This window comes from Alkalibacillus filiformis (genome assembly GCF_030814115.1).
Classification (GTDB): Bacteria; Bacillota; Bacilli; order Bacillales; family Alkalibacillaceae; genus Alkalibacillus; species Alkalibacillus filiformis.
Window position 1 is genome coordinate 46,665 of sequence record NZ_JAUSUP010000009.1, and the last position, 22,698, is coordinate 69,362.

Consider the following 22,698-nt stretch of genomic DNA (forward strand, 5'->3'; position numbering starts at 1 on the left):
CTATTACTAATCGTCTCAGTTATAAATACATGTTATGATGACAAATGATTAAAATGTATTATAGCATAAATGTAAATATTGGTACAACGAACACCTATTTTTCAAGGAGATCGCCTTTTCTCAGTTTTTCAGCGTATTCGTCGATTTTACGGAAACGGTGGTTCAATCCGGATTTACTAATTGTACCTGACTCCGCTAAATCGACTAGCTCTTTCAATGATACTTCTTGATGCTTCATTCTTAGCTCTGCTGCTTCTCTTAACTTCTCTGGTAATGATTCGATGCCAACGACTGCATCAATATAGCGAATATTCTCCACTTGTCTAAAAGCAGCACCGATCGTTTTGTTTAAGTTAGCTGTTTCACAGTTAACAAGTCGATTCACCGAGTTACGCATATCGCGCATAATTCTTACGTCTTCAAACTTAAGCAAAGCTTGATGAGCGCCAATTAAAATAAGTAACTCAGTAATCTTCTCCGCTTCCTTCAAATACGTAATGAAACCTTTTTTACGTTCATGTGTTTTGGCATGTAGATTAAAGTCATTCATTAAGTCAACGATTGCTTCATTATGCTCTTCATAAAGTGTAAAAATCTCTAAATGGTATGAAGACGTTTCAGGGTTATTTACGGATCCTCCTGCTAAAAACGCCCCTCTTAAATAAGACTTTTTACAGCACTCATTTTGTAAATATTGTTCAGATATTTGGCGTTTAAATGTGAAAGGTTCTTCTAATATGCCAAGCTCAGTTAAGACGTGTTTGACCCCTTCATTCATTCGAACGATATATATATTGTTTTTCTTTAATCGCATTTTTTTACGTACAAGTAATTCGACACGCATATCATATAGGTTCTTAATTAACGTATAAATTCGCCTTGCGATCGCTGCATTTTCAGTTTGCACATCCAGAATGTATAGACGGTTAGAAAATGACAGTGAACCATTCATACGAATAAGCGCAGACAGTTCCGATTGTTTACAACAATCGTCTGTTTGAATGCCTGTTAGTTCTTTTTTAGTTTCTGAAGCAAATGACATAGTAATTCCCCTTCAATTCAAAACTCACTTTCATTATAACAAGTTATAGAGAAGTTTAGCGATTTTATGCTCATGGTGTTTTAATGTTCCATCAGAATGTAAATCAGCTATATCTCCTTCAATGACTTGCACTTTCATATCATTTAATTGCTCGTAATCACAAACAACGGGTTCCGCCAATTCTTTTTCGTACTCTTGTTTAATAGTACGCTCAATTTGCTGACCGTGAACAACAATTCCATCAACAAATGAGCTACCGACATGGCCATGGAGCGCTTCAACATGTTCAGAAGCTAAATATCCACGCGTTTCACCGTACTGGGTCATGACGTTACACACATAGACAGTTTTCGCGTTTGTTTGACGTAATGCGTCTTTTATTTCCTCGGAAATCAAATTTGGGACAATGCTCGTATACAAACTTCCCGGTGCTATGACAATAAGTTCGGCTTGCTCAATTGCTTTTACCGCTTCTGGCAAAGGTTGAATTTTCGGTGGGTCATAGAAAACACGCTTTATTTTTTTATTCACTTTAGGAATATTTGATTCTCCACGGACGACTGTTCCGTCTTCGAATTCTGCTTTTAAGTACATATTTTCATTCGCGATTGGATAAATACGCCCTTTCACGTTAAATACGCGTGAAATCTCTTTTATTCCTTTATAAAAATCGCCTGTAATTGACGTCATTCCAGCTAAGATTAGATTACCTAGCGCATGACCTGAAAGACCATCTCCACTATCAAAACGGTGTTGAAACAACTTTAATAAAGTCGGCTCAACATCGGACATCGAGGCGATCACTTTTCGAATGTCTCCTGGGGCTGGAATATCTAAATCTTCTCGCAGACGCCCAGAACTACCACCATCATCTGAAACTGTAACAATTGCTGATAAGTTGATCGGGAATTTCCTTAAACCACGGAGTAGTACAGGCATTCCTGTACCACCACCGATCACGACTACTTTAGGTCCGTTCACATCTGTCATGATTTCTTAACCTTACCTTTCCCAATATCACGGTGATAAACGTGTGCTGTATAATCTTTTTGGACTATTTCAGAAATTTTCTGCGCTAAGGCTACTGAACGGTGTTGACCACCCGTACACCCAATACCAATCACTAACTGACTTTTACCTTCTCTTTGATATTGTGGCAGCATAAATTCTAATAAATCCGTTAGCTTTCTTAAAAAGTTGCGAGTTTCTTTCCATTTCATAACGTACGAAGAGACTTCTTGATTTAAGCCCGTTAACTCACGCATTGATTCGACATAATGGGGATTTGGCAAGAAGCGAACATCAAACACTAAATCGGCATCAATTGGAATACCGTGTTTGTACCCAAATGAAACTAATTGAATTGAAAAGACGTGCTGTTTTTGTTCTTTATATTGACCAATAATTTTCTCGCGTAGCTGTCGAGCTGATAATTCTGACGTATCAATAATTGTTTGCGAACGTCCTTTTAATTCATCTAAAATTTCCCGTTCTTGATTGATCCCATCTAAAGGTAATCCATTTGGCGCTAACGGGTGAGATCTTCTTGATTCTTTGTAGCGTTTGACGAGTGTTTCTTTGTTCGCATCTAAGAATAGTATATGCTCTGCAATATCTTCATCAGTTGTGAACTGATTTAAATTGTCGTATAACGTATCGAAAAACTCTCGCCCTCTTAGGTCCATGACGACTGCGAGCTTTTTGTTCTCTTTATTTTCTTTCATTAATTCGAGAAACTTTGGAAGCAATGTAGGTGGTAAGTTATCGACACAAAAGTAACCTAGATCTTCTAAGCTTTGAACTGCTACAGTTTTCCCAGCACCAGACATGCCTGTAATAATAACTAATTCGACTTTATTACCGTTCCCCATGACCATCACCCTCACGTTCGAAATAAGTTCTACTTATCATTATACATTGAAAAGGAAGTGATGACTATGAATGGATGTTGAACAGTTTTGGTATTTGGTAGAAATTTTAAAGAAGGACAGAAAAGACACAGGCAGAAAAATCTACCTGTGTCCACAGAAGCTCTATATAGAATAAAGGGGGTCAATTATTTAAACCCATTATAACGTATCATTGTTTCATCCGTGTTACAACGCTATTAAAATGGAGTTACGGTTTATTATTGTTTAATTTCTAGCTCTTCTAATAGGTCTTCAATGTAGTGCTGTGCTGATTGTGCAGCGATACTTCCATCACCTGTAGCTGTTACGATTTGGCGAAGTTCTTTGTCACGAATGTCACCAGCTGCAAAGATTCCTGGTACTGATGTTTTCATAAGTTCATCTGTTTGAACCCAGCCTTCTTCGTTCGTAATTCCAAGGTCAGTGAATGCATCATTTAATGGCAACATACCGATGTAAATAAATACACCCCCAATTTCTTCTTCACGCTTTTCACCTGTTTGGTTATCATAAAGAACAGCACTTCCGACTTTTCCGTCTTTTTCTTTAATTTCTTTTAACTCTGTGTTCCAATAAAAGTCGATCTTGTCGTTGTCAAAAGCACGATCTTGTAGAATCTTTTGTGCACGAAGCTCATCACGACGATGAACGATGGTTACTTTTTTCGCAAATCGTGTTAAATAAATACCTTCTTCAACAGCAGAGTCTCCTCCACCAATGACGAATAGTTCTTTTTCTTTAAAGAATGCACCGTCACATACAGCACAATAAGAAACACCACGTCCACTGTATTCTGCTTCACCAGGAACGCCTAGCTTTTTGTATTGTGCACCAGTCGTAATAATAACAGCACGTGCTTTATATTCTTTTGCTCCAGCGATCACTGTTTTATATTCTTTCCCGTCAATAATTTGTTTAATATCGCCATAAGCGTATTCCGCACCAAACTTTTGTGAGTGTTGGAACATTTTAGTTGATAAATCTGGTCCTAATATATGATCAAAGCCAGGGAAGTTTTCTACATCTTCTGTATTAGCCATTTGTCCACCTGGCATACCGCGTTCTAGCATTAACGTATCTAAGTTAGCTCGAGATGCATAAACTGCAGCTGTCATACCTGCTGGTCCAGCTCCTGCAATAATGACATCATAAATTTTTTCTTCTGACATTAATCTCAACTCCTTTAAGTCTCTATCTCTTTTACCTCTTATATCATATTAAATTTACGTTGAGACGACAACTTTTCTGCTTATATCATATTGTCCTCTGAAAAGGGGTGCTTATACCCATCCGTGTGTTTTTAGCAGCTTGTCAAAAGAAGGATGATGTTCTTTAGCTTCTTCCCATAAAAAAGAGGCCTGTTTAGTTTTATTTATGCAATTTAAGGCATAACCGTACCATAAGTAATAACTTACATAATTCGTCATTTGCTCTTTGTTTAATTTTTTAAATCGTTCGATCGCCTCATTATAAGCATCGACTTGTGCAAGGGTGACCGCAAGCTTTAATTTTTTCTCATTATACGTTGGATAGATATTAAGAAGTTGATTTAAATAAGCCTCAAATTCTTCTTTGTTCCCCATGTGATAACTGAAATATGTTAAATTCATGCGACTGTTTAATGAAAGTTCATCTTGCTTTAACCATGCTTCTTCTAAAGCGACGGCTTCTTCATCGTGTCCAAGCTGAAACAATGCATACGCATACTCATGTTTAGCTGGCAAATATTCTGGATAGTAAACAGTCATTTCTTCTAACGTTTGGAGTGCTTCAGCCCACTCTTCATGCTCTAAGTGATAAAAAGCTGTCTCTTGATATAGCATGAGCTCGTCTTCTTCATCAAACTCTATACCGTCGTCTTCAGCTTGTTCAACCATGACTTGCTCTAATAACTTGAGAAGTTCATTCGTCTCCTTAACGAAGTCACCTTCTGGATCTTCTTCAAGATACTTCTCTGCATTTTTTTTCGCTTCGTAAAAAAGTCCGAGGTGAGCATAGTTATTAGCTAGTAAATAATACGTATCAACATATGGTTGATTACTGTTTAACACTTGCTGCAATAAGTCATTGGAACGATGATACTGGTGAACTTCTGTATATAAAACTGACATTTGGCATAAGTATAGCGTATTGTCAGGTTCGATTTCTAATGCTTTATTAAACCATTTCTCAGCTTTTTCAAAGTCTTTTCGTTTAAATGCTTTTACGCCATATGTAAAGTAAAAGTCACCATCATGACGAAAAGTCGCTATATTGTTTGGCATTTCATTTTGTCCATGATGTGTCGTTTGCATAAAAGCCTCCTATAGTCCTGATGAGCTAAGTATAACACACTATAATCCGACAAATCGAACAACAATTTGACATAGTTTTGAAAAAAATGACTGTTTCAGGTTTTAGAGGAGTGGTTTAGTTTATTCATTTTCGCTTTTGGTTTTGGCGCTTGTTGTGGGCTTTTTGGCGCTTGTGAAAACTTTTAGGCGTTCGATGAGAGCTTTTGGCGCCCATGAAATTTTATTGGCACTCACCAAATTTATTTGGCGCTCGCATCTTTATCAGCGTTCACGGCATTTTATCAGCGCTCTCAGTACTTTTATCGGCGTTCGCGGATTTTTATCAGCGCTCACAGTAATTTTATCAGCGCTCACCTTCTCAATAAAAAAGAAAAGTCGCCAAGGGGCGACTTTTCCACTACATCATGTTTGCTCCAACCGTGTTTCTTCCATCGTTTTATTTAACTCGGCTTTATATTGCTCGAATTGTTCATTTGTCCAATCGAAATAGCGAGCCATTTCTTTCATGATCGTTTCTTTATAAGTTTCGACCCAATCAATGTCGAAAAACAGTCCGCTCGTTCTTCTAATTAAGAAGTCTGTTGGCTTGTAAACCATCTCGTAGTCGAGGCAGTATTGTAATTCGGCTAATACGTCTTTCGGTAAGTCGGTTTCGTCAGTTAACGCATAATAGTTGTCCAACACTAGGCGGGTATTTGCGCCATAGCGGTTTACCCAGCGTAAGACCATCTTTTTATCCAGTTCGTTTTGCTCTGCTTCACCAATCATCTCTTGGATGAATTTCGAAAATCCGACTGATCCACCCACTTCACCGCCTGCTAATGGCAAGTGTTTCGTTTTACTTTTTTCAAATGTGTAGGCTAGCTCTGAATTTAGACGTTTTGCAACAAGGTCCATTACGTGTTCTGCCATTTTACGGTAGCCTGTTAACTTACCACCTGCAATGGATAGTAGGCCTGAATCTGACTCTAGCACTTCATCTTTACGCGATATTTCTGAAGGGTCTTTTCCCTCTTCGTGAATGAGCGGGCGAATGCCAGCCCAAGAAGACTGTATATCATCATGCGTTAATCCAACATCTGGGAACATGAATTCTATTGCATCCATAATATAGTCGCGATCTTCATCTGTTGCTGTTGGGTTTACTAAGTCTTCTTCATAATGTGTGTCCGTTGTTCCTACGTAAGTTTTGCCATCTCGCGGGATCGCAAAGACCATTCTGTCATCTGGTGTGTCAAAATAAATCGCTTGGCTTAATGGGAATTTTTCTTGGTCAAAAACTAAGTGAACACCCTTCGTATGGAAAAGTTGTTTACCTTTTTTCGATTGATCCATCGTACGAACTTCATCAACCCAAGGACCTGCAGCATTAATGACGTGGAAGCCGTGAATGTCATGCTCTTGGTTGTCAGTTAAGTCTTTTACTTTAACACCATAAACTTTTCCATCGTTGTAAAGCAGTTGTTCAACTTTCATATAGTTAAAAGCATGAGCACCGTTTTCGACAGCTTTTTTCATGACTTCGATCGTTAATCTCGCATCATCTGTTTTATATTCAACGTAGTAGCCGCTACCTTTTAACCCGTCCTCTTTAAGCAACGGTTCACGATCTAGTGTCACGTCTTTTGATAACATTTTACGGCGTTCAGTCTTTTTAACACCTGCCAAAAAGTCATAAACGCGAAGGCCTACACTCGTTGATAACGGACCAAAATTACCGCCTTTATAAAACGGGAGCATCATCCATTCTGGTGTTGTAATGTGTGGACCGTTTTCATATACAATCTCACGTTCTTTTCCAACTTCAGCGACAAGTTTAATCTCGAAATTTTTCAAGTAACGTAAACCACCGTGAACGAGTTTCGTTGAGCGGCTTGACGTTCCTGCTGCGAAGTCTTGCATTTCTAATACAGCTACTTTATAGCCTCGTGTAGCAGCATCTAAGGCAATTCCTGCTCCAGTAATACCACCACCGATGACAAGCACATCAAATTGGTCTTTCAATACTTGTTTATGTTCTTGACGTTGTTTGTTTGTAAATGTGCTCATTTAAAACATCCTTTCTAATCCTTACGATGTAAAAGCTTGTGTTGCCTTTACTGCTCGTTTCCATCCATCATATTGATCGTTTCGTTGTTCTTCATCCATTTCTGGTTGGAATGTTCTCTCTACATTCCACTGATTAGCTATATCATTTTTACTATTCCAAAAGCCTACTGCTAAACCGGCTAAGTAGGCCGCTCCTAAGGCTGTCGTTTCGTTGACGACTGGGCGCTCAACCTCAACATCAAGCATGTCGCTTTGGAATTGCATTAAGAAATTATTTCTCACCGCGCCACCGTCAACGCGTAATTTTTTCAGTTCTAATCCTGCATCTTCTACCATCGCGTGGACAACATCTTTCGTTTGATATGCTAAAGATTCTAAAGTTGCGCGAACGAGATGTTCTTTTTCAGAACCACGCGTCAGTCCAAATACGGCACCGCGCGCTTGGCTATCCCAATAAGGTGTACCTAATCCGACGAATGCTGGTACGACGTATACTCCGTCTGTTGTATTAACTTGGAGTGCAAGGTCTTCAGTTTCAGCCGCTGTTTCGATTAGATGTAGACCGTCACGCAACCATTGAATCGCTGAACCAGCAACGAAAATGCTACCTTCGAGTGCGTAATGCACTTTGCCATCAACACCCCATGCTAGTGTCGTGAGTAAGCCGTGTTCTGATGCGACGGCTTCATCACCTGTATTCATCAACATAAAGCAACCTGTGCCGTATGTATTTTTCGCCATGCCTTTTTCAAAACAAGCTTGACCGAATAATGCTGCTTGTTGGTCACCACACGCACCACCGATCGGAACATTTTCACCTAGAAAATGATAATCGACTGTATGGCCGTACACTTCTGATGAATCTTTCACTTCTGGTAACATTGCTTTTGGAACCGTTAAGTAGTCTAATAGTTCATCATCCCACTTCAGTTCGTGAATGTTGTACATTAACGTGCGTGACGCATTGGAATAATCCGTTACATGAACGTCACCACCTGTTAGTTTATAAATTAACCACGTATCGATCGTGCCAAACATTAACTCGCCATTTTCAGCACGCTCACGGACTCCTTCTACGTGATCTAAAATCCATTTCACTTTCGTCCCTGAGAAATATGGGTCTAAAAGCAGTCCTGTCTTTTGCCTAAATGTTTCTTCTAACCCTTGTTGTTTTAAATCATGGCAAATATCTTCTGTCTGACGTGATTGCCAGACAATCGCTTTATAGACAGGCTTACCTGTTTCACGATCCCAAACGACTGTCGTTTCACGCTGATTCGTTATTCCAATGCTAACCACTTGAGAAGCTTCAACATCTGCTTTACGCAACACTTCTGTCATACAATGCTGTACAGAAGTCCAAATTTCATTCGCATCATGCTCAACTGAACCTGGTTCTGGGAAGTACTGTTTAAATTCTTGCTGGGCCACTTCGACAATTTCCCCACTATGATTAAACAAAATCGCTCGCGAGCTCGTCGTTCCTTGATCTAAAGATAATACGTATTTTTCCATTTTCCAGTTCCCCCTAAAAAAAGACTTGTTAAATTAGTATTCTAATTGAGCTTTTTTAACCTCAATTTTCGCTGCTGAATAAAAAATTGCCATGATTAACAGTGATAGTAACCAAAATGCTAATGAAAACTGTTCTTTAAAAATCGCCATGTAAAATGCTCCACCATATGCGCCACCTAAAAGCGGCCCAAACAACGGAACCCAAGCGTAACCCCAATCAGATGAGCCTTTCCCTGGAATCGGCAAAAAGGTGTGCGCCAATCTCGGTCCTAGATCACGTGCTGGGTTTATCGCATAACCCGTTGTTCCACCAAGTGACATACCAATTACTACTATTAGTAGCCCGACAATGACGGGATTTAACCCTTCTGTAAATTCATTTGCTCCTATAAACAATAATCCCATAACGAGCATAAATGTACCAATCATTTCGCTTACTAAATTTGACAAAGGACTACGAATGGCTGGATCTGTTGCAAACACCGCTAACTTTGCTCCTTGGTCGTCAGTTGCTCCCCAATGCGGTAAGTAGTGAAAGAAGACGACAATCGCACCAATGACCGCTCCAATCATTTGCGCCACTATGTATAAAGGTACTTCACTCCATGGGAAATCTCCTGCTGTTGCAAGTCCTAAAGTTACTGCAGGATTTAAGTGAGCATCACTAATTTGCCCAACAGCATAAACACCCATCGTAACAGCAATTCCCCAAGCAATTGTAATGACGACCCAACCAGAGCCTTCTGCTTTTGATTTTTTCAATACGACGCCACCAACAACTCCTGCACCAAAAATAATCAAAATCATCGTGCCAATGACTTCACCCATAAATTCTGTCATCGTTTCTCCTCCTGATGTTATTCCTTTATTACAAAAATTTGAAACATAGACAGTGGCGAGTTTAAACATAAAAAATCCACACGTACTTAAACTACACCCAAAAAGGTTTGTAGTTTAAACACATGTGGATCTCCTAAACTCCGCCACGACAATATTAACTTATCTTTAAATTTATCAAAGCTTGTAAACGCTGTCAATGAATTAAGATAAGTTGAAATCCCAAAGCTCTTTTAAAGACGTTGAAATTGCTGTCGCACCAGCTTGGATCGCCTCGTCAACATCTTGTTGTGTTCGAATTAAACCACCAGCAATAATTTTAATGTTATGCTCATCCAAGGTTGATTTGATGTCTGAAATCACGTGAGGCATAACGCCAGGTAAAACTTCAACAAAGTCTGGCTTTGTTTGTTCAACTAGATTTAAATTGTGCTCAATCGCTTGACTATCAATTAAAAACATCCGTTGAATCGCTGTTAATTTATACTTTTTAGCCAATTGAATGACGTTCGTACGTGTCGAGATGATCCCATCTGGCTTCACATCTTGTCCGAGATATTCCATTCCGTAGTTATCCGTTTTTAATCCTTGAATTAAATCAGCGTGTACGATCACTTTTTTATTTGCCCGCTTAGCGTACTTCACCATCGATTTTAACGATGAAATTCTCGTTTCTAGTAGGACGATGACTTCTGTATCACTTTCTAACAACTTATCATAGTCTTTCATTTGTTTAACAGCTGGTAAAATGCGTTGATTATGTAACATCTCGGTTGCTCCCTTCTGTTTCAAGGTGAGATTGTGTACGCATTTTTTCTTCGCGTTCTTCTTTCGTATAAATTACGCGCATCGGATTACCGCCAACGAACGCACCAGCTGGCACATCTTCATGGACTAACGTTGCTGCTGAAACGATCGCACCATCACCAATTGTCACACCAGGTAAAATCGTCGTATTCGCACCAACCATCACTTCATCACCAATGATCACATCACCTAAGCGATACTCTTCAATTAAGTATTCGTGGGCTAAAATCGTCGTGTTATAACCCACGATACTATTTTTACCGATTGAAATTTTCTCAGGAAACATGACATCAGGCATAACCATGAGCGCTAATGCAGTTTCGTTATCGATTTTCATTTTTAAAAAGTTGCGGTATAGCCAATTTTTTAGCTTCAGTGAAGGCGAGTAACGGCCTAACTGAATGACGATAAAATTTTTACACACTTTTAATAACGGGACGGTTTTATAAATTTGCCATAGCGAATTTGATTTTGTAACCGGGTAACGCTTCGTTTTCCGCATCCGATCACTCCTTAATAATATCAATTAAGTCAGATATATGGTTTAACACATAGTCTGGATTTAACGACTCCATATAATCTCTACCTTTTGCTGACCAACCGACTGCTGCGGTTTTCGTTCCGGCATTTTGACCAGCATGAATATCATGAGAATTGTCACCAACCATTAATGTTGTCTCTAGTGTACCATTTAAAGCATGCATCCCTTTAAGAACAGGCTCTGGATCTGGTTTTGCTTGACTCACATGGTCTAAACCAATTACAACATCAAAAAATTCATCTAAACCCGTCAGTTCTAACCCTTTACGAGCCGTTTTTTCAATTTTTGTCGTGACAATCGCCATCGGATAGCCGAATTCATGTAATGACTTAATCGTTTCATAAACACCATCATACATTTCGATATAGGCATCATGATGAAGTGCATTGTGTTCACGATACGTTTTCATCATTTGTTCGGACTGCCCTTCGTCAAGCTTGTCCATCGTATCTTTTAACGGTGGCCCGATAAAAGGTAAAATCTCTTCTTTCGTGTAATCTCTACCTAAATGTTCTTTAAACGTATGTTGGAATGACGCAACAATTAATTCATTTGAATCAATTAATGTGCCATCTAAATCGAATAACAATGTTTTAATCGTCATGTTGGGACATCCTCACTTTCGGTTTTTATTTCCTTATTCTTCTCGATTCTATTCCAAATATAAGCAACAAGTGCGGTTAGCAGTATCGCTGAAACGAGTCGTATGAGTAACAGCGGCCAGACTGGTATGCCTAGCGGGATAAAGACGAGTGTGTCTTCTATAACGGCGTGACAGGTTACTAAGAATATGAGTACGAGATACATATCTTTTTTCGAAACGCCGTCTTCTTGAACAGCTTGAATCATCAGTCCTGCACCATAAGCCAGGCCGATCGTTAAACCGGCAACCAACGTCATCGATGCGTTTTTCTCAACACCGATTACTTTTGTCATTGGTGCTAGCTTGTTAGACATCCAATCTAACCATTTCTTATCACGCATCCATTGAATACCGACCATTAACGGGATCACGATCGCCGCAAGTTGGAGAATACTTAAAAAGGCTGTCTGTACGGCAGCTAAGCTAATGTCTAACCAACCTTCTGGCGCAGGCCCCTCATTAGAAATTAAGCCGTACTGCGCCATTTCACCGCCGCCTTGCCAAAAAATATTAATCATAACAGCAGCAAAAACAGCTAGAAAAACACGCACAGCCATGATGATCCAAAAGTTCACTCCAACTTTGGCTGCAACAGCCGATTCTATTATTAAGTTGTGAGAGAAAGATAACATGATTGCTAAAATGAAAACTTCCTTCACTGTAAAATCGAAACTGACAATAGCTCCAATACCTGCATATAAGTTAAGAAGATTACCAAGGACGAGCGGGACAGCCGCTTCCCCTGGTAATCCTAAAAAGCTCATTAATGGTTCCAACCAACTAATAAAGATTGGAAAGACAGGTGTATATCGAAGCATCATCACAATGACAGTGATCGGAAAAATGATTTTACTTAACGCCCAAGTGACAGACAGACCACTTAAGAGACCATTTTTCAGAGTAGATGCCAATTATAAAACTCCCTTTTTGTTTTTTCTTTGTTTGGTGAGGTGAGCAGTGCGCTGATTTTTTGGTGCTTATGTGTTTTTTGGCGCTTGCCTATATTTATTGGCGATCACATGCACTTTTTTGGCGCTCGCGTATATTTATTGGCGCTCACATGCAATTTTTCGGCGCTCGCATCCACTTTTTCGGCGCTCAGACCAATTTATCAGCTCTCAAGCCCCATTTATCAGCGTTTTCACTAATTTATCAGCGCTCAACCTCTATTTCTTTTTCTTCTTGTTATGATTGCTTTTCTTTTTAGATTTACCTTTATTGAGTGATGTGCCATCATATAATACTTCAGCGTAACCATTTTTCTTGCGATAGTACATGACGAATAATGCACCAGCAATTAACAAGATCGAAATTAATTGTGCGACGCGGATTTCGCCAAATAGGTATAGGCTATCTGTACGTAATCCTTCAATAAAGATACGACCAAATGAATACCAAATGACATAACTTAAGAAAATGATGCCGCGACGTGGATTAACTTTGTAACGCAAGTATAGTAAGATAGCGATTCCGAGTAAACTCCACATTGATTCATATAAAAATGTCGGATGGTGCATCACACCGTCGACACACATGTTTTGCATAATCCAGTTAGGTAAATATTGGTGGAAACTTTCATACGTCGATTGAGTAATTGGCCCACCAAAAGCTTCTTGGTTCATGAAGTTACCCCAACGTCCAAGCATTTGTCCAATCAAGATACTTGGCGCTGCAATATCAGCGACTTTCCAGAATGAAACTTTTTTCGCTTTTGCATAAAAGTAAGCGACTAATACCGATGCAATTAGTGCACCGTGAATGGCTAAACCGCCTTCTCGTATATCTATAATGTCCATAAAGGAATTATAGTTTTCCCATTGGAAAATAACATAATAGAGTCTAGCACCAACAATTGCTGCTGGAATAGCAAACACTAATAAATCAATAAAAAAGTCTTTATGTAAGTTCAGCCTTTTACTTTCTCTGACTGCAACAAGTAGACCGATTAGTGCACCTAGCATAATTAGGAAACCGTACCAATAAACAGGGAAAGGTCCAAGTTCTATAAAGACACGATCATACGGCTCATAAGCACAAGCTTGATACATAACTAACTCCCCTTATTCTATTTCTTTATTGTCTACATCAATGACTGAGTTTAACCTTTCAGAAAACTCTTCGGCTGTATTAACTCCCATGCGCTTCAACCTAAAGTTCATCGCTGCCACTTCAATAATGACAGACAAGTTACGTCCTGGTCGCACAGGAATCGTTGCTTTCGGTAAATGAACATCTATAATCTTCATCGTTTCTTCATCAAGGCCTAGACGATCGTACTGTTTTTCATCTTTCCATGACTCTAAATGAGCAACAAGCGATATTCGTTTAAAATTACGAACAGCACCTGCACCGAACAACGTCATAACATTAATAATGCCAAGACCTCTAATTTCTAACAAATGTTCAATTAAATTAGGTGGGTTACCGATCAGTGCGTCGTAATCTTCTTGACGAATTTCGACATTATCGTCAGCGACTAAGCGGTGACCACGCTTGACCAATTCTAAAGCTGTTTCGCTTTTACCAATTCCGCTTTTACCAGTAATTAAGACACCTACACCATATATATCAACTAAAACACCATGAACAGCAGTCGTTGGAGCAAATTTTGTCTCTAAAAAGGTTGTCAAACGACTGATGACGCGTGTCGTCTTGTAAGGAGAGCGCATAACAGGAACACCCGCTTCATCTGCTGCTTCAATTAAGGCAGCTGGCACTTCCATCCCTCTCGTAATGACAATTCCTGGGGTCACATCAGTACATAAATTTTCCATACGATCTCGCACTTCGGGTTCAGTTAAATCATATAAAAATGATAATTCAGTTCGTCCCATTAGCTGAAGACGTTCTTTTGGATAATGTGTGAAATAGCCCGCCATTTCCATGCCAGGTCTAGAGATATCACTCGTTACAATTTCTCGGTGGACACCGTCTTTTCCACCTACTAGTTCTAGTTCAAATCGATCAATTAAATCTTGCGTACGGACTTTCACCACCCGTATCTCCTCCTATGTCACAATTATACAGTCAACTATATCACAAGTTTAGCATACTCACTAAGAATAGATTTAACAAATGCTTGAAAGTTCATTTAGAATTTATTGTCGAATTTTGTTCTCTATGAGCTATAGTTGTTTCCCTATGAGCTATTTTTTCGGTTCTATGAGCTATTTTTTAATTTTAACGATAAAAAAAGAGCCTAGGCACTCAGCCCAAGCTCTTATCTGACAACTTGCTTCAATAAACCTTGCAGCAAGCCGTTTAATATTGAAATGATAATCGCAGCGATGATCGCCCAGCCGAATCCATCGATGACGAATGCATCGCCAATCATCCATTGTGCAATCATTAATGTTATAGCGTTGATCACGAACAGGAACAATCCTAACGTTAAAAACGTAATTGGGAGTGTAAAGAAGACGAGAATCGGTCTTACGATCACATTTAAAATGGATAGTATAAAACTTGCTAAAATTGCAATACCTACACCTTCTACGTAGAAAGAGTCAAATAGTCCCGCAACAGCTAGAATGGCTACTGCATTTACGACTATGGCGATTAACCAATTTTTTAACATAATAAAACTCCTAACTCGATTTCTATGAAATATTATTCACTCTTACACTACCCGTTTTAGTGGATAAATCAACATCAAAATACGACTTTCCTTCTTCAACGTTATAAAACTGGATCGATTTGCTAGAGCCGTGATCGTCTAATGGTTCAACTCTTGTGTCGACTAAGTCTACTTTTACAGAACTAATTTTAGTATTGGCTGTTCCGTTAATTTGCATTCGTTTCGGAACGTATAGTTGAAGCGACCCTGTAGAAACTGATAGATCAGCTTGCTTCGCATCGTAATTGCGGACATACGTACGAACGCTTCCTGTCGTAACATCAATGTTGATTTGTTCGACTGTCCCATCATAGTGAACAGAACCTGTTGTCGTTTTTAATTTAGCTTTTCGAATAGCGACATCATCGAGTTTAATCGAACCGTGACGTGTACTAACACTCAACGTTTCAGCACGATAGTCGTATAACGTTACACTTCCATTGACTGTTGAAATATGTGACGTCTGGCAAAACATCGTATAAACTCGAACCGTTCCATTAAAAGTTTCAACCGTCACTTGGTCATATTTTTTCTTAGGTAAATAGACTGTGAAGTTTGCTGTTACATCTTTTCTTACTTGTTCAATTGTTAGTGTGTTGTCACTAACCGATGCTCCGATTGCTTCATCGTAAAGGGCTTCCGCTCGTTTAATGTCTGTTTCTTTAAACACTTTGCCTCGCACTTCGATTCGAATGTTATCATCATTTGATCTTAAAAATTCGATTGTGCCATTTTTATTATTCAAGTTTATACTGTCTACTTGATCACCCTCAAAGTGGTACGTCCTTTTGACATTAGAATGTTTGAAAGAAAATTCAAATGGCCCTTCTTTCACCATATTAACTGTCTCATCTATGAAATTAGCAATCCCATCTGTGACACTTTTTAACCCTTGTGTAAACGGATTGTCTTCATAGTGGTCCGACGATTTCTCTTTCGTTTTATGTTCTTCTTCATAATCAAGTGCTTCTAACAATTCATCAGCCTCTTCAGCTGTAATATGACCTTCCTCTAGCAGGTTTAAGATTTTACGCCTTTTTTCACTCATTGGCTTTTCCCCCTAATTTGTTTCCTAAAGCTATTATACGCCAAGTTAGCAAATGTGAAATCAACCAGTCGACCGAAAATTGACGCTTCTGTTCTCCTACTAGAGACTGATTCATTATGGATTCACTTGATCAACATCAACTTTATAAAATGCTTCGTATTGTAATCGTTGTAGCGCACTATCGTATTCACCGATAAAATCTGAGCTTTCGCGCATTTTACTTAACATACCTTCTGCTTGTGAACGGTGAGATTTAATCGCTTCAAGTTTACGATCAAACACTGGCTCAGTATCAACGACAATATCTGGTTTACCTAACATTTCATCACGGTTGTTAGAAATAGCCGTCGCCCATACTTCAGGGCGCTTGTCTTCATCCATTTTTCTAACTGCTTCAAAAGCAGCTGCTCCCATCGCATCATGGTCTGGGTGAACTGCGTAAGGCGGATAAAAAGTAATCACGAGTGTCGCACCTAATTTTTCGATATGTTTCTTTAGGTGTTCTGCGACTTCATCTTTTGCTTCAAATTCTAACGTTTTATCACGATAACCGAGCATGACTAAGTCCATATCTAACACTTGGCATGCATCAATTAATTCTTGCTTACGTATTTTCGGTAACGTTTCACGGTTTGCGAAAAATGGACTTCCCATATTACGGCCCATTTCACCTAATGTTCCACACAAGTAAGTAACTGGAACTTCAGCTTCACGAAAATTAATAATTGTTCCTGATGTTCCAAATGACTCATCATCAGGGTGCGGATAGATGACGACGACGTGTTCATGTTTTGAATAATCAACCATAGTTAATTCCCCTCCTACATTTGGAATGGTTTACGACTAATTTGTAAAGCAACCATTAAACGGCCAACTTGATCGTGTCCAGCTAGTAAAAGTTGACCATCTTCATTTAACTCATAATCGGTTAGCCCCTCAGCATAAACCCATCCATCTGTCTTTAAGCCGACGCGGTATGTTGCATCAGATTCGACAATTTTACCACGTTCATATTTAATTTGGGCGTTACGAATATAGGCACCTACGTTATGTGCATTTGAATCAAAGTGTTTCGCGTATGCACCATTGGTCGTTTCTAAGTGTATATAGACTGGTTCATTGGCAAAGTCGTCTAAATGCTTTTGGACTTCATCCATTTTAATAGCTTTCATTGCTCTTCCCCCTTCATGTCGCTAATCGTTGCTTCATGCGATTACGGTCGCGTTCTAAAATCGGTTTTAAATATTGACCTGTAAACGATCGGTCTATTTCAGACACTTCTTCAGGTGTTCCAGTCGCGATAATTTCACCGCCACCTTCCCCGCCTTCTGGACCTAAGTCAATAAGGTAGTCAGCTGTTTTAATAACATCGAGGTTGTGCTCGATTATTAACACTGTGTCACCATTTTCGACTAACCGTTGCAGTACTTTTAGTAACCTTGCAATGTCATCAACGTGTAAACCTGTTGTTGGTTCATCTAAAATGTATAAAGATTTTCCGTTAGAGCGACGATGTAATTCGCTTGCTAGTTTAACACGTTGCGCTTCACCACCAGACAATGTTGTAGCGGGTTGCCCTAACCTAATGTAACCTAGCCCAACATCTTCAACCGTTTGAAGCTTTCGTTTAATTTTCGGTATATTTTCAAAAAAGTCTAATGCTTCTTCAATGCGCATTTCTAACACTTCTGCAATACTTTTACCTTTATACTTCACTTCTAACGTTTCACGGTTATAACGTTTACCGTGACAAACTTCACAAGGGACGTAAACGTCAGGTAAAAAGTGCATTTCGATCTTAATAATCCCGTCTCCACGACAAGCTTCACAACGTCCGCCTTTGACGTTAAAGCTAAAACGGCCTTTTTTATAACCGCGTATTTTCGCTTCACTCGTTTGCGCAAAAACGTCACGAATATCGTCAAAAACCCCTGTGTATGTCGCTGGGTTTGATCTTGGCGTACGTCCAATTGGTGATTGATCAATGTCGATTACTTTTTCTAATTGATTAATTCCTTCAATTGTTTCGTGCTGACCTGGTTTGACTTTTCCACGGTGTAATTTTTGCGATAAAGTTTTGTACAAAATATCGTTAATCAATGTACTTTTACCTGAGCCAGATACCCCTGTTATAACCGACATCACGCCGAGTGGTATTGAGGCGTCGACTTGTTTCAAGTTATTCTCTTCAGCTTTATGAATCGTAAGCTGACGGTCAGGTTGAGTTGGCCTTCTCTCTGAAGGTAGTGGGATAAATTGCTTTCCACTTAAGTACTTTCCAGTTAATGAACCCTCTTGTTCCATTACATCTTGAGGTGTGCCACTAGCTACAATTTCGCCACCTTGCGCACCTGCACCTGGTCCGATATCAATTAGCCAATCAGCTGCTAACATCGTGTCTTCATCATGCTCAACAACAATTAATGTGTTATCTAAATCACGCATGCGCTTTAACGTCTGAATTAAACGATCATTGTCTCTCTGATGCAGACCTATTGAAGGCTCATCTAGAACGTATAAAACACCCGTCAGTGCTGAACCGATCTGAGTAGCTAAGCGGATTCGCTGTGCTTCACCGCCTGATAATGTACCTGCTGAACGTGATAAGTTCAAATAATTCAATCCAACGTTTTGTAAAAATGTTAACCGGTCTTCGATCTCTTTTACAATCATGTTGGCGATCTTTGCTTCTTTTTCAGAAAGTGATACTTGTCTAATCCAATTTAAACCGTTAGAAACAGAAAGGTCTGTTACTTGGCTAATATGTTTACCATCGACTTTAACTGCGAGCGCTTCTCCTGTTAAACGATAACCGTCACAAGTTGGGCAAGCTGATTGAGCCATATATTTTTCCATCTGTTCACGAATGAAACTAGATGACGTTTCATGATAACGGCGCGATACGTTGTTTAACACACCTTCAAAGAAGATTTCATTCTCTCTTAATTGACCACGCTCATTCTCATAACTGAACAAAATCTTTTCATCGCCACTACCGTGTAAAATTTTACTTAACTGCTCTTCTGGCAAATCCTTTACTGGTGTGTCCATATCGATATTGTAATGACGACACACACTTTTAAGTAGTTGTGGGTAATATTGAGAACTAATCGGTTGCCACGGTGCAAGCGCATGTTGATTAAGCGTTAGTGCACGATCAGGAATAACTAGATCAACATCGACTTCTAAATTAGAACCTAATCCGTCACACGTTTTACATGCGCCTAATGGGCTGTTAAAAGAAAAAAGCCGCGGTTCTAATTCGGTTATCGTAAAACCACATTGAGGACAGGCGTGATGTTCGTTAAACAACATTTCATCACCATCAATAAGATCCATAATGACTTTACCGTCACTAATTTTTAACGCTGTTTCGATTGAATCACTTAAACGCCCTTCAATGCCTTCTTTTACGATAATACGGTCAACAACAACTTCAATCGTATGCTTCTGATTTTTATGAAGTTCAATGTCTTCTGATACTTCGCGCATTTCACCATCAACACGAAGACGTACGTAGCCTTCCTTTTTCAAGTTTTCCATGACCTTTTTATGCTCGCCTTTTCGGTCTGAAATGACGGGTGCTAGTACTTGTAACTTCGTGCGTTCTTCTAATTCCATGACGCGATCAACCATTTGTTCCACCGTTTGAGCCGAAATCTCTTCACCGTGAATCGGGCAGATTGGACGGCCGACACGTGCGAATAAAAGACGTAAATAATCATAAATCTCTGTTACTGTTCCAACGGTTGAACGCGGGTTTTTACTCGTCGTCTTTTGGTCAATTGAAATAGCTGGGGACAGCCCTTCAATCGCATCAACATCAGGTTTATCCATTTGCCCTAAAAATTGTCGAGCATAAGCTGATAATGACTCAACATACCTTCTTTGCCCTTCAGCATAAATCGTATCAAAGGCAAGCGAGGATTTGCCAGACCCTGATAAACCGGTCATGACGACTAATTTATTTTTCGGAATCGTAACATCTATATCTTTTAAATTATGTGCTCTAGCTCCTTGCACCGTAATTGACTTCATCTATTTTCACCCTTCCGCTTTCAACTCAAGCATCGCATCACGAAGTTCCATTGCTTTTTCAAAGTCGAGATCTTTAGCGGCTTGTTTCATTTCTGTTTCTAACTGATCAATAAGTTCAGCTTTTTCATCTTTTGATAAGTTTTTATATTGTGATACTTGATCGTCTTTCGTTTCTTCATCGGATTCATAAGTCGCTCGAATGACATCACGAATTTCCTTCTTAATCGTCGTCGGCGTAATGCCATGTTTTTCATTGTAAGCCTTTTGTTTTTCACGACGTCGGTTCGTCTCTTCAATGGCAACCTTCATCGAATCGGTCATCTTATCTGCATACATAATGACGCGTCCTTCTGAGTTACGTGCAGCACGTCCTGTTGTTTGAATTAGGGAACGCTCTGAACGTAAGAAACCTTCTTTGTCTGCATCTAAAATGGCTACAAGCGAAACTTCTGGTAAGTCCAGCCCTTCACGCAACAAGTTAATGCCGACAAGTGCATCATACTTTCCTAGTCGAAGGTCGCGAATAATTTGTATACGATCTAACGTCTTAATTTCAGAGTGAAGATAAGCTACTTTAATCCCCATCTCTTGTAAGTAATTCGTTAAATCCTCAGACATTTTAATCGTAAGTGTCGTCACTAACACACGTTCATTGCGTTCGATTCGTTTATTAATTTCACCAATTAAATCATCAATTTGTCCTTTAATTGGACGAACGTCAATTTCTGGGTCTAACAAGCCTGTTGGACGAATGATTTGTTCTACCATTTTTGGTGTATGTTCTCTTTCATAAGGACCTGGAGTTGCTGAAACGTATAAAGCATGATCAACATGTTTTTCGAACTCCGCAAATGTTAAAGGGCGGTTGTCCATTGCAGATGGCAAACGGAAACCGTGATCAACTAACGTCTGCTTACGCGCTTGGTCACCGTTAAACATCCCTCTAACTTGTGGCAACGTCACGTGCGATTCGTCAATAACCATTAATGACCCGTCCGGAAAATAGTCGAGTAATGTGTAAGGTGTTGAACCTGGCTCACGGAACGTTAAATGTCTAGAATAGTTCTCAATACCTGAACAAAAACCCATTTCGCGCATCATCTCTAAGTCATAATTCGTTCGCTGTTCTAAACGTTGTGCCTCAAGTAACTTTCCTTCATCATTAAACTTTTGTAACTGCTCTTCTAACTCTTTTTCGATATTTGTAATCGCGTGCTTCAACTTTTCTTCACGAGTAACGAAGTGTGAAGCTGGGAAAATCGCCACATGGTCACGGTCACCTAAAATTTCACCCGTTAACGCATCGACTTCGCGAATTCGGTCGATCTCATCACCGAAAAATTCAACTCGAATGCAGTGCTCCTCGCGCGAAGCTGGGATAATTTCTACCGAATCACCACGAACGCGGAACGTCCCGCGTTGAAAGTCGATATCATTTCTCGCATATTGAATGTCGACAAGTTCACGCAACACTTGATTACGTTCCTTTTCCATACCAACTCTTAAAGACAGTACTAAATCTTTATAGTCTTCTGGTGAACCTAAACCATATATACATGAAACACTCGCAACAATTAATACATCGTTACGTTCAAACAATGCCGATGTCGCAGAGTGCCTCAATTTATCAATTTCATCATTAATGCTTGCATCCTTTTCGATATATGTATCAGAATGCGGCACATAAGCTTCTGGCTGATAATAATCATAATAACTGACGAAATACTCAACCGCATTATTAGGGAAAAACTCTTTAAACTCACTATAAAGCTGACCGGCTAACGTCTTGTTATGAGCAATGACGAGTGTCGGTCGATTAATTTCAGTAATGACGTTTGATACAGTAAACGTTTTACCTGTACCTGTAGCACCAAGTAACGTTTGGTGCTTTTTATTATTTTTAATACCTGCGACTAACTCTTTAATAGCCTGTGGCTGGTCACCTTGAGGTTCGAATTCTGAATGTAATTGAAATTTCTGTTCCACAACATCATCCCCATATCGAGTTTCTTTAGTCAGTATAACATATACGAACATTTGTTTGCACACTTGTTTTAGTGCCTTAATTAAAGAATATTTTTTCACGACATATAATGCAAAGAATATGTTTAAAACGGTCGGTTAGATAGAGTTCATAGGGTGGGGCTTCGACGTTTGTAGTGCGTTGTTCGGCAGTTTTGGTTGTTTGTCCGACATTAATGGTCCTCCGTCCGGCATTAACGCTACTTTGTCCGACAATTATGACCTCGCGTCCGACATTAACTGACGTTCTGTCAATATATTGGACATGTTTTTGCTCTCATAAGGCAAACTTTTAATCCATATGAAAGAAGATGCTTTCATATGGAATCCTCATGT

The 22,698-nt window shown here is 39.4% G+C and carries 20 protein-coding genes; all 20 read right to left on the reverse strand.

Features of this window, described 5'->3' with window-relative positions; translation table 11 throughout:
• Positions 1 to 94: 94 nt before the first annotated feature.
• Positions 95 to 1,042 carry a DNA-binding protein WhiA gene (whiA, locus tag J2R98_RS11670; protein WP_307069182.1) on the reverse strand — a complete coding sequence of 316 codons (948 nt, stop codon included), beginning with the start codon at positions 1,040 to 1,042 and terminating at the stop codon, positions 95 to 97.
• A gap of 33 nt (positions 1,043 to 1,075) precedes the next feature.
• Positions 1,076 to 2,032: a gluconeogenesis morphogenetic factor MgfK gene (mgfK, locus tag J2R98_RS11675; RefSeq protein WP_307069183.1), complete on the reverse strand. Its 957-nt coding sequence runs from the start codon at positions 2,030 to 2,032 to the stop codon at positions 1,076 to 1,078.
• On the reverse strand, positions 2,029 to 2,913 hold the full coding sequence (gene rapZ, locus J2R98_RS11680) for an RNase adapter RapZ (protein ID WP_307069185.1): 885 nt from the start codon (positions 2,911 to 2,913) through the stop codon (positions 2,029 to 2,031). The genes mgfK and rapZ overlap by 4 nt, the downstream gene beginning before the upstream one ends.
• A gap of 257 nt (positions 2,914 to 3,170) precedes the next feature.
• The gene (gene trxB, locus J2R98_RS11685) at positions 3,171 to 4,121 is read right to left on the reverse strand and encodes a thioredoxin-disulfide reductase (protein ID WP_307069187.1); all 951 of its coding nucleotides are present in this window, start codon (positions 4,119 to 4,121) and stop codon (positions 3,171 to 3,173) included.
• Positions 4,122 to 4,232: 111 nt separating this feature from the next.
• A complete protein-coding gene (locus J2R98_RS11690; RefSeq protein WP_307069189.1) occupies positions 4,233 to 5,246 on the reverse strand; it encodes a tetratricopeptide repeat protein in 1,014 nt (337 codons plus the stop codon).
• A gap of 402 nt (positions 5,247 to 5,648) precedes the next feature.
• Positions 5,649 to 7,295 (reverse strand): glycerol-3-phosphate dehydrogenase/oxidase, encoded by a 1,647-nt coding sequence (locus tag J2R98_RS11695; protein ID WP_307069191.1) that lies wholly within the window; start codon positions 7,293 to 7,295, stop codon positions 5,649 to 5,651.
• Positions 7,296 to 7,316: 21 nt separating this feature from the next.
• Entirely contained in the window at positions 7,317 to 8,810 is a 1,494-nt protein-coding gene (gene glpK / locus J2R98_RS11700) for a glycerol kinase GlpK (RefSeq protein ID WP_307069193.1), read from the reverse strand.
• Between the two features lie 33 nt (positions 8,811 to 8,843).
• Complete coding sequence (locus J2R98_RS11705) at positions 8,844 to 9,650, reverse strand: MIP/aquaporin family protein (protein WP_307069195.1); 807 nt, start codon at positions 9,648 to 9,650, stop codon at positions 8,844 to 8,846.
• Between the two features lie 201 nt (positions 9,651 to 9,851).
• Entirely contained in the window at positions 9,852 to 10,415 is a 564-nt protein-coding gene (locus J2R98_RS11710) for a glycerol-3-phosphate responsive antiterminator (protein WP_307069197.1), read from the reverse strand.
• On the reverse strand, positions 10,405 to 10,956 hold the full coding sequence (locus J2R98_RS11715; protein ID WP_307069199.1) for an acyltransferase: 552 nt from the start codon (positions 10,954 to 10,956) through the stop codon (positions 10,405 to 10,407). Before J2R98_RS11715 ends, J2R98_RS11710 begins: the two co-directional genes overlap by 11 nt.
• Before the next feature lie 4 nt (positions 10,957 to 10,960).
• Positions 10,961 to 11,599 (reverse strand): pyrophosphatase PpaX, encoded by a 639-nt coding sequence (gene ppaX / locus J2R98_RS11720; protein ID WP_307069201.1) that lies wholly within the window; start codon positions 11,597 to 11,599, stop codon positions 10,961 to 10,963.
• Positions 11,596 to 12,549 (reverse strand): nucleoside recognition domain-containing protein, encoded by a 954-nt coding sequence (locus tag J2R98_RS11725; protein WP_307069203.1) that lies wholly within the window; start codon positions 12,547 to 12,549, stop codon positions 11,596 to 11,598. The genes ppaX and J2R98_RS11725 overlap by 4 nt, the downstream gene beginning before the upstream one ends.
• A 255-nt stretch (positions 12,550 to 12,804) precedes the next feature.
• Positions 12,805 to 13,686, reverse strand: a complete 882-nt coding sequence (gene lgt / locus J2R98_RS11730; RefSeq protein ID WP_307069205.1) for a prolipoprotein diacylglyceryl transferase — start codon at positions 13,684 to 13,686, stop codon at positions 12,805 to 12,807.
• A 12-nt stretch (positions 13,687 to 13,698) separates the two neighbouring features.
• Positions 13,699 to 14,634, reverse strand: a complete 936-nt coding sequence (gene hprK / locus J2R98_RS11735; RefSeq protein WP_307069206.1) for an HPr(Ser) kinase/phosphatase — start codon at positions 14,632 to 14,634, stop codon at positions 13,699 to 13,701.
• 224 nt (positions 14,635 to 14,858) lie between these two features.
• Entirely contained in the window at positions 14,859 to 15,215 is a 357-nt protein-coding gene (locus J2R98_RS11740; RefSeq protein WP_307069208.1) for a phage holin family protein, read from the reverse strand.
• Positions 15,216 to 15,237: 22 nt separating this feature from the next.
• Positions 15,238 to 16,302, reverse strand: coding sequence for a DUF4097 family beta strand repeat-containing protein (locus tag J2R98_RS11745; protein WP_307069210.1), 1,065 nt, complete (start codon positions 16,300 to 16,302; stop codon positions 15,238 to 15,240).
• Positions 16,303 to 16,416: 114 nt separating this feature from the next.
• Positions 16,417 to 17,109 carry a bacillithiol biosynthesis deacetylase BshB2 gene (gene bshB2 / locus J2R98_RS11750; RefSeq protein ID WP_307069212.1) on the reverse strand — a complete coding sequence of 231 codons (693 nt, stop codon included), beginning with the start codon at positions 17,107 to 17,109 and terminating at the stop codon, positions 16,417 to 16,419.
• Positions 17,110 to 17,123: 14 nt separating this feature from the next.
• A complete protein-coding gene (locus tag J2R98_RS11755; RefSeq protein WP_307069216.1) occupies positions 17,124 to 17,474 on the reverse strand; it encodes a YojF family protein in 351 nt (116 codons plus the stop codon).
• A 13-nt stretch (positions 17,475 to 17,487) separates the two neighbouring features.
• A complete protein-coding gene (gene uvrA / locus J2R98_RS11760) occupies positions 17,488 to 20,340 on the reverse strand; it encodes an excinuclease ABC subunit UvrA (RefSeq protein ID WP_307069218.1) in 2,853 nt (950 codons plus the stop codon).
• Positions 20,341 to 20,346: 6 nt separating this feature from the next.
• Complete coding sequence (gene uvrB / locus J2R98_RS11765) at positions 20,347 to 22,326, reverse strand: excinuclease ABC subunit UvrB (RefSeq protein WP_307069220.1); 1,980 nt, start codon at positions 22,324 to 22,326, stop codon at positions 20,347 to 20,349.
• Positions 22,327 to 22,698: the final 372 nt, after the last annotated feature.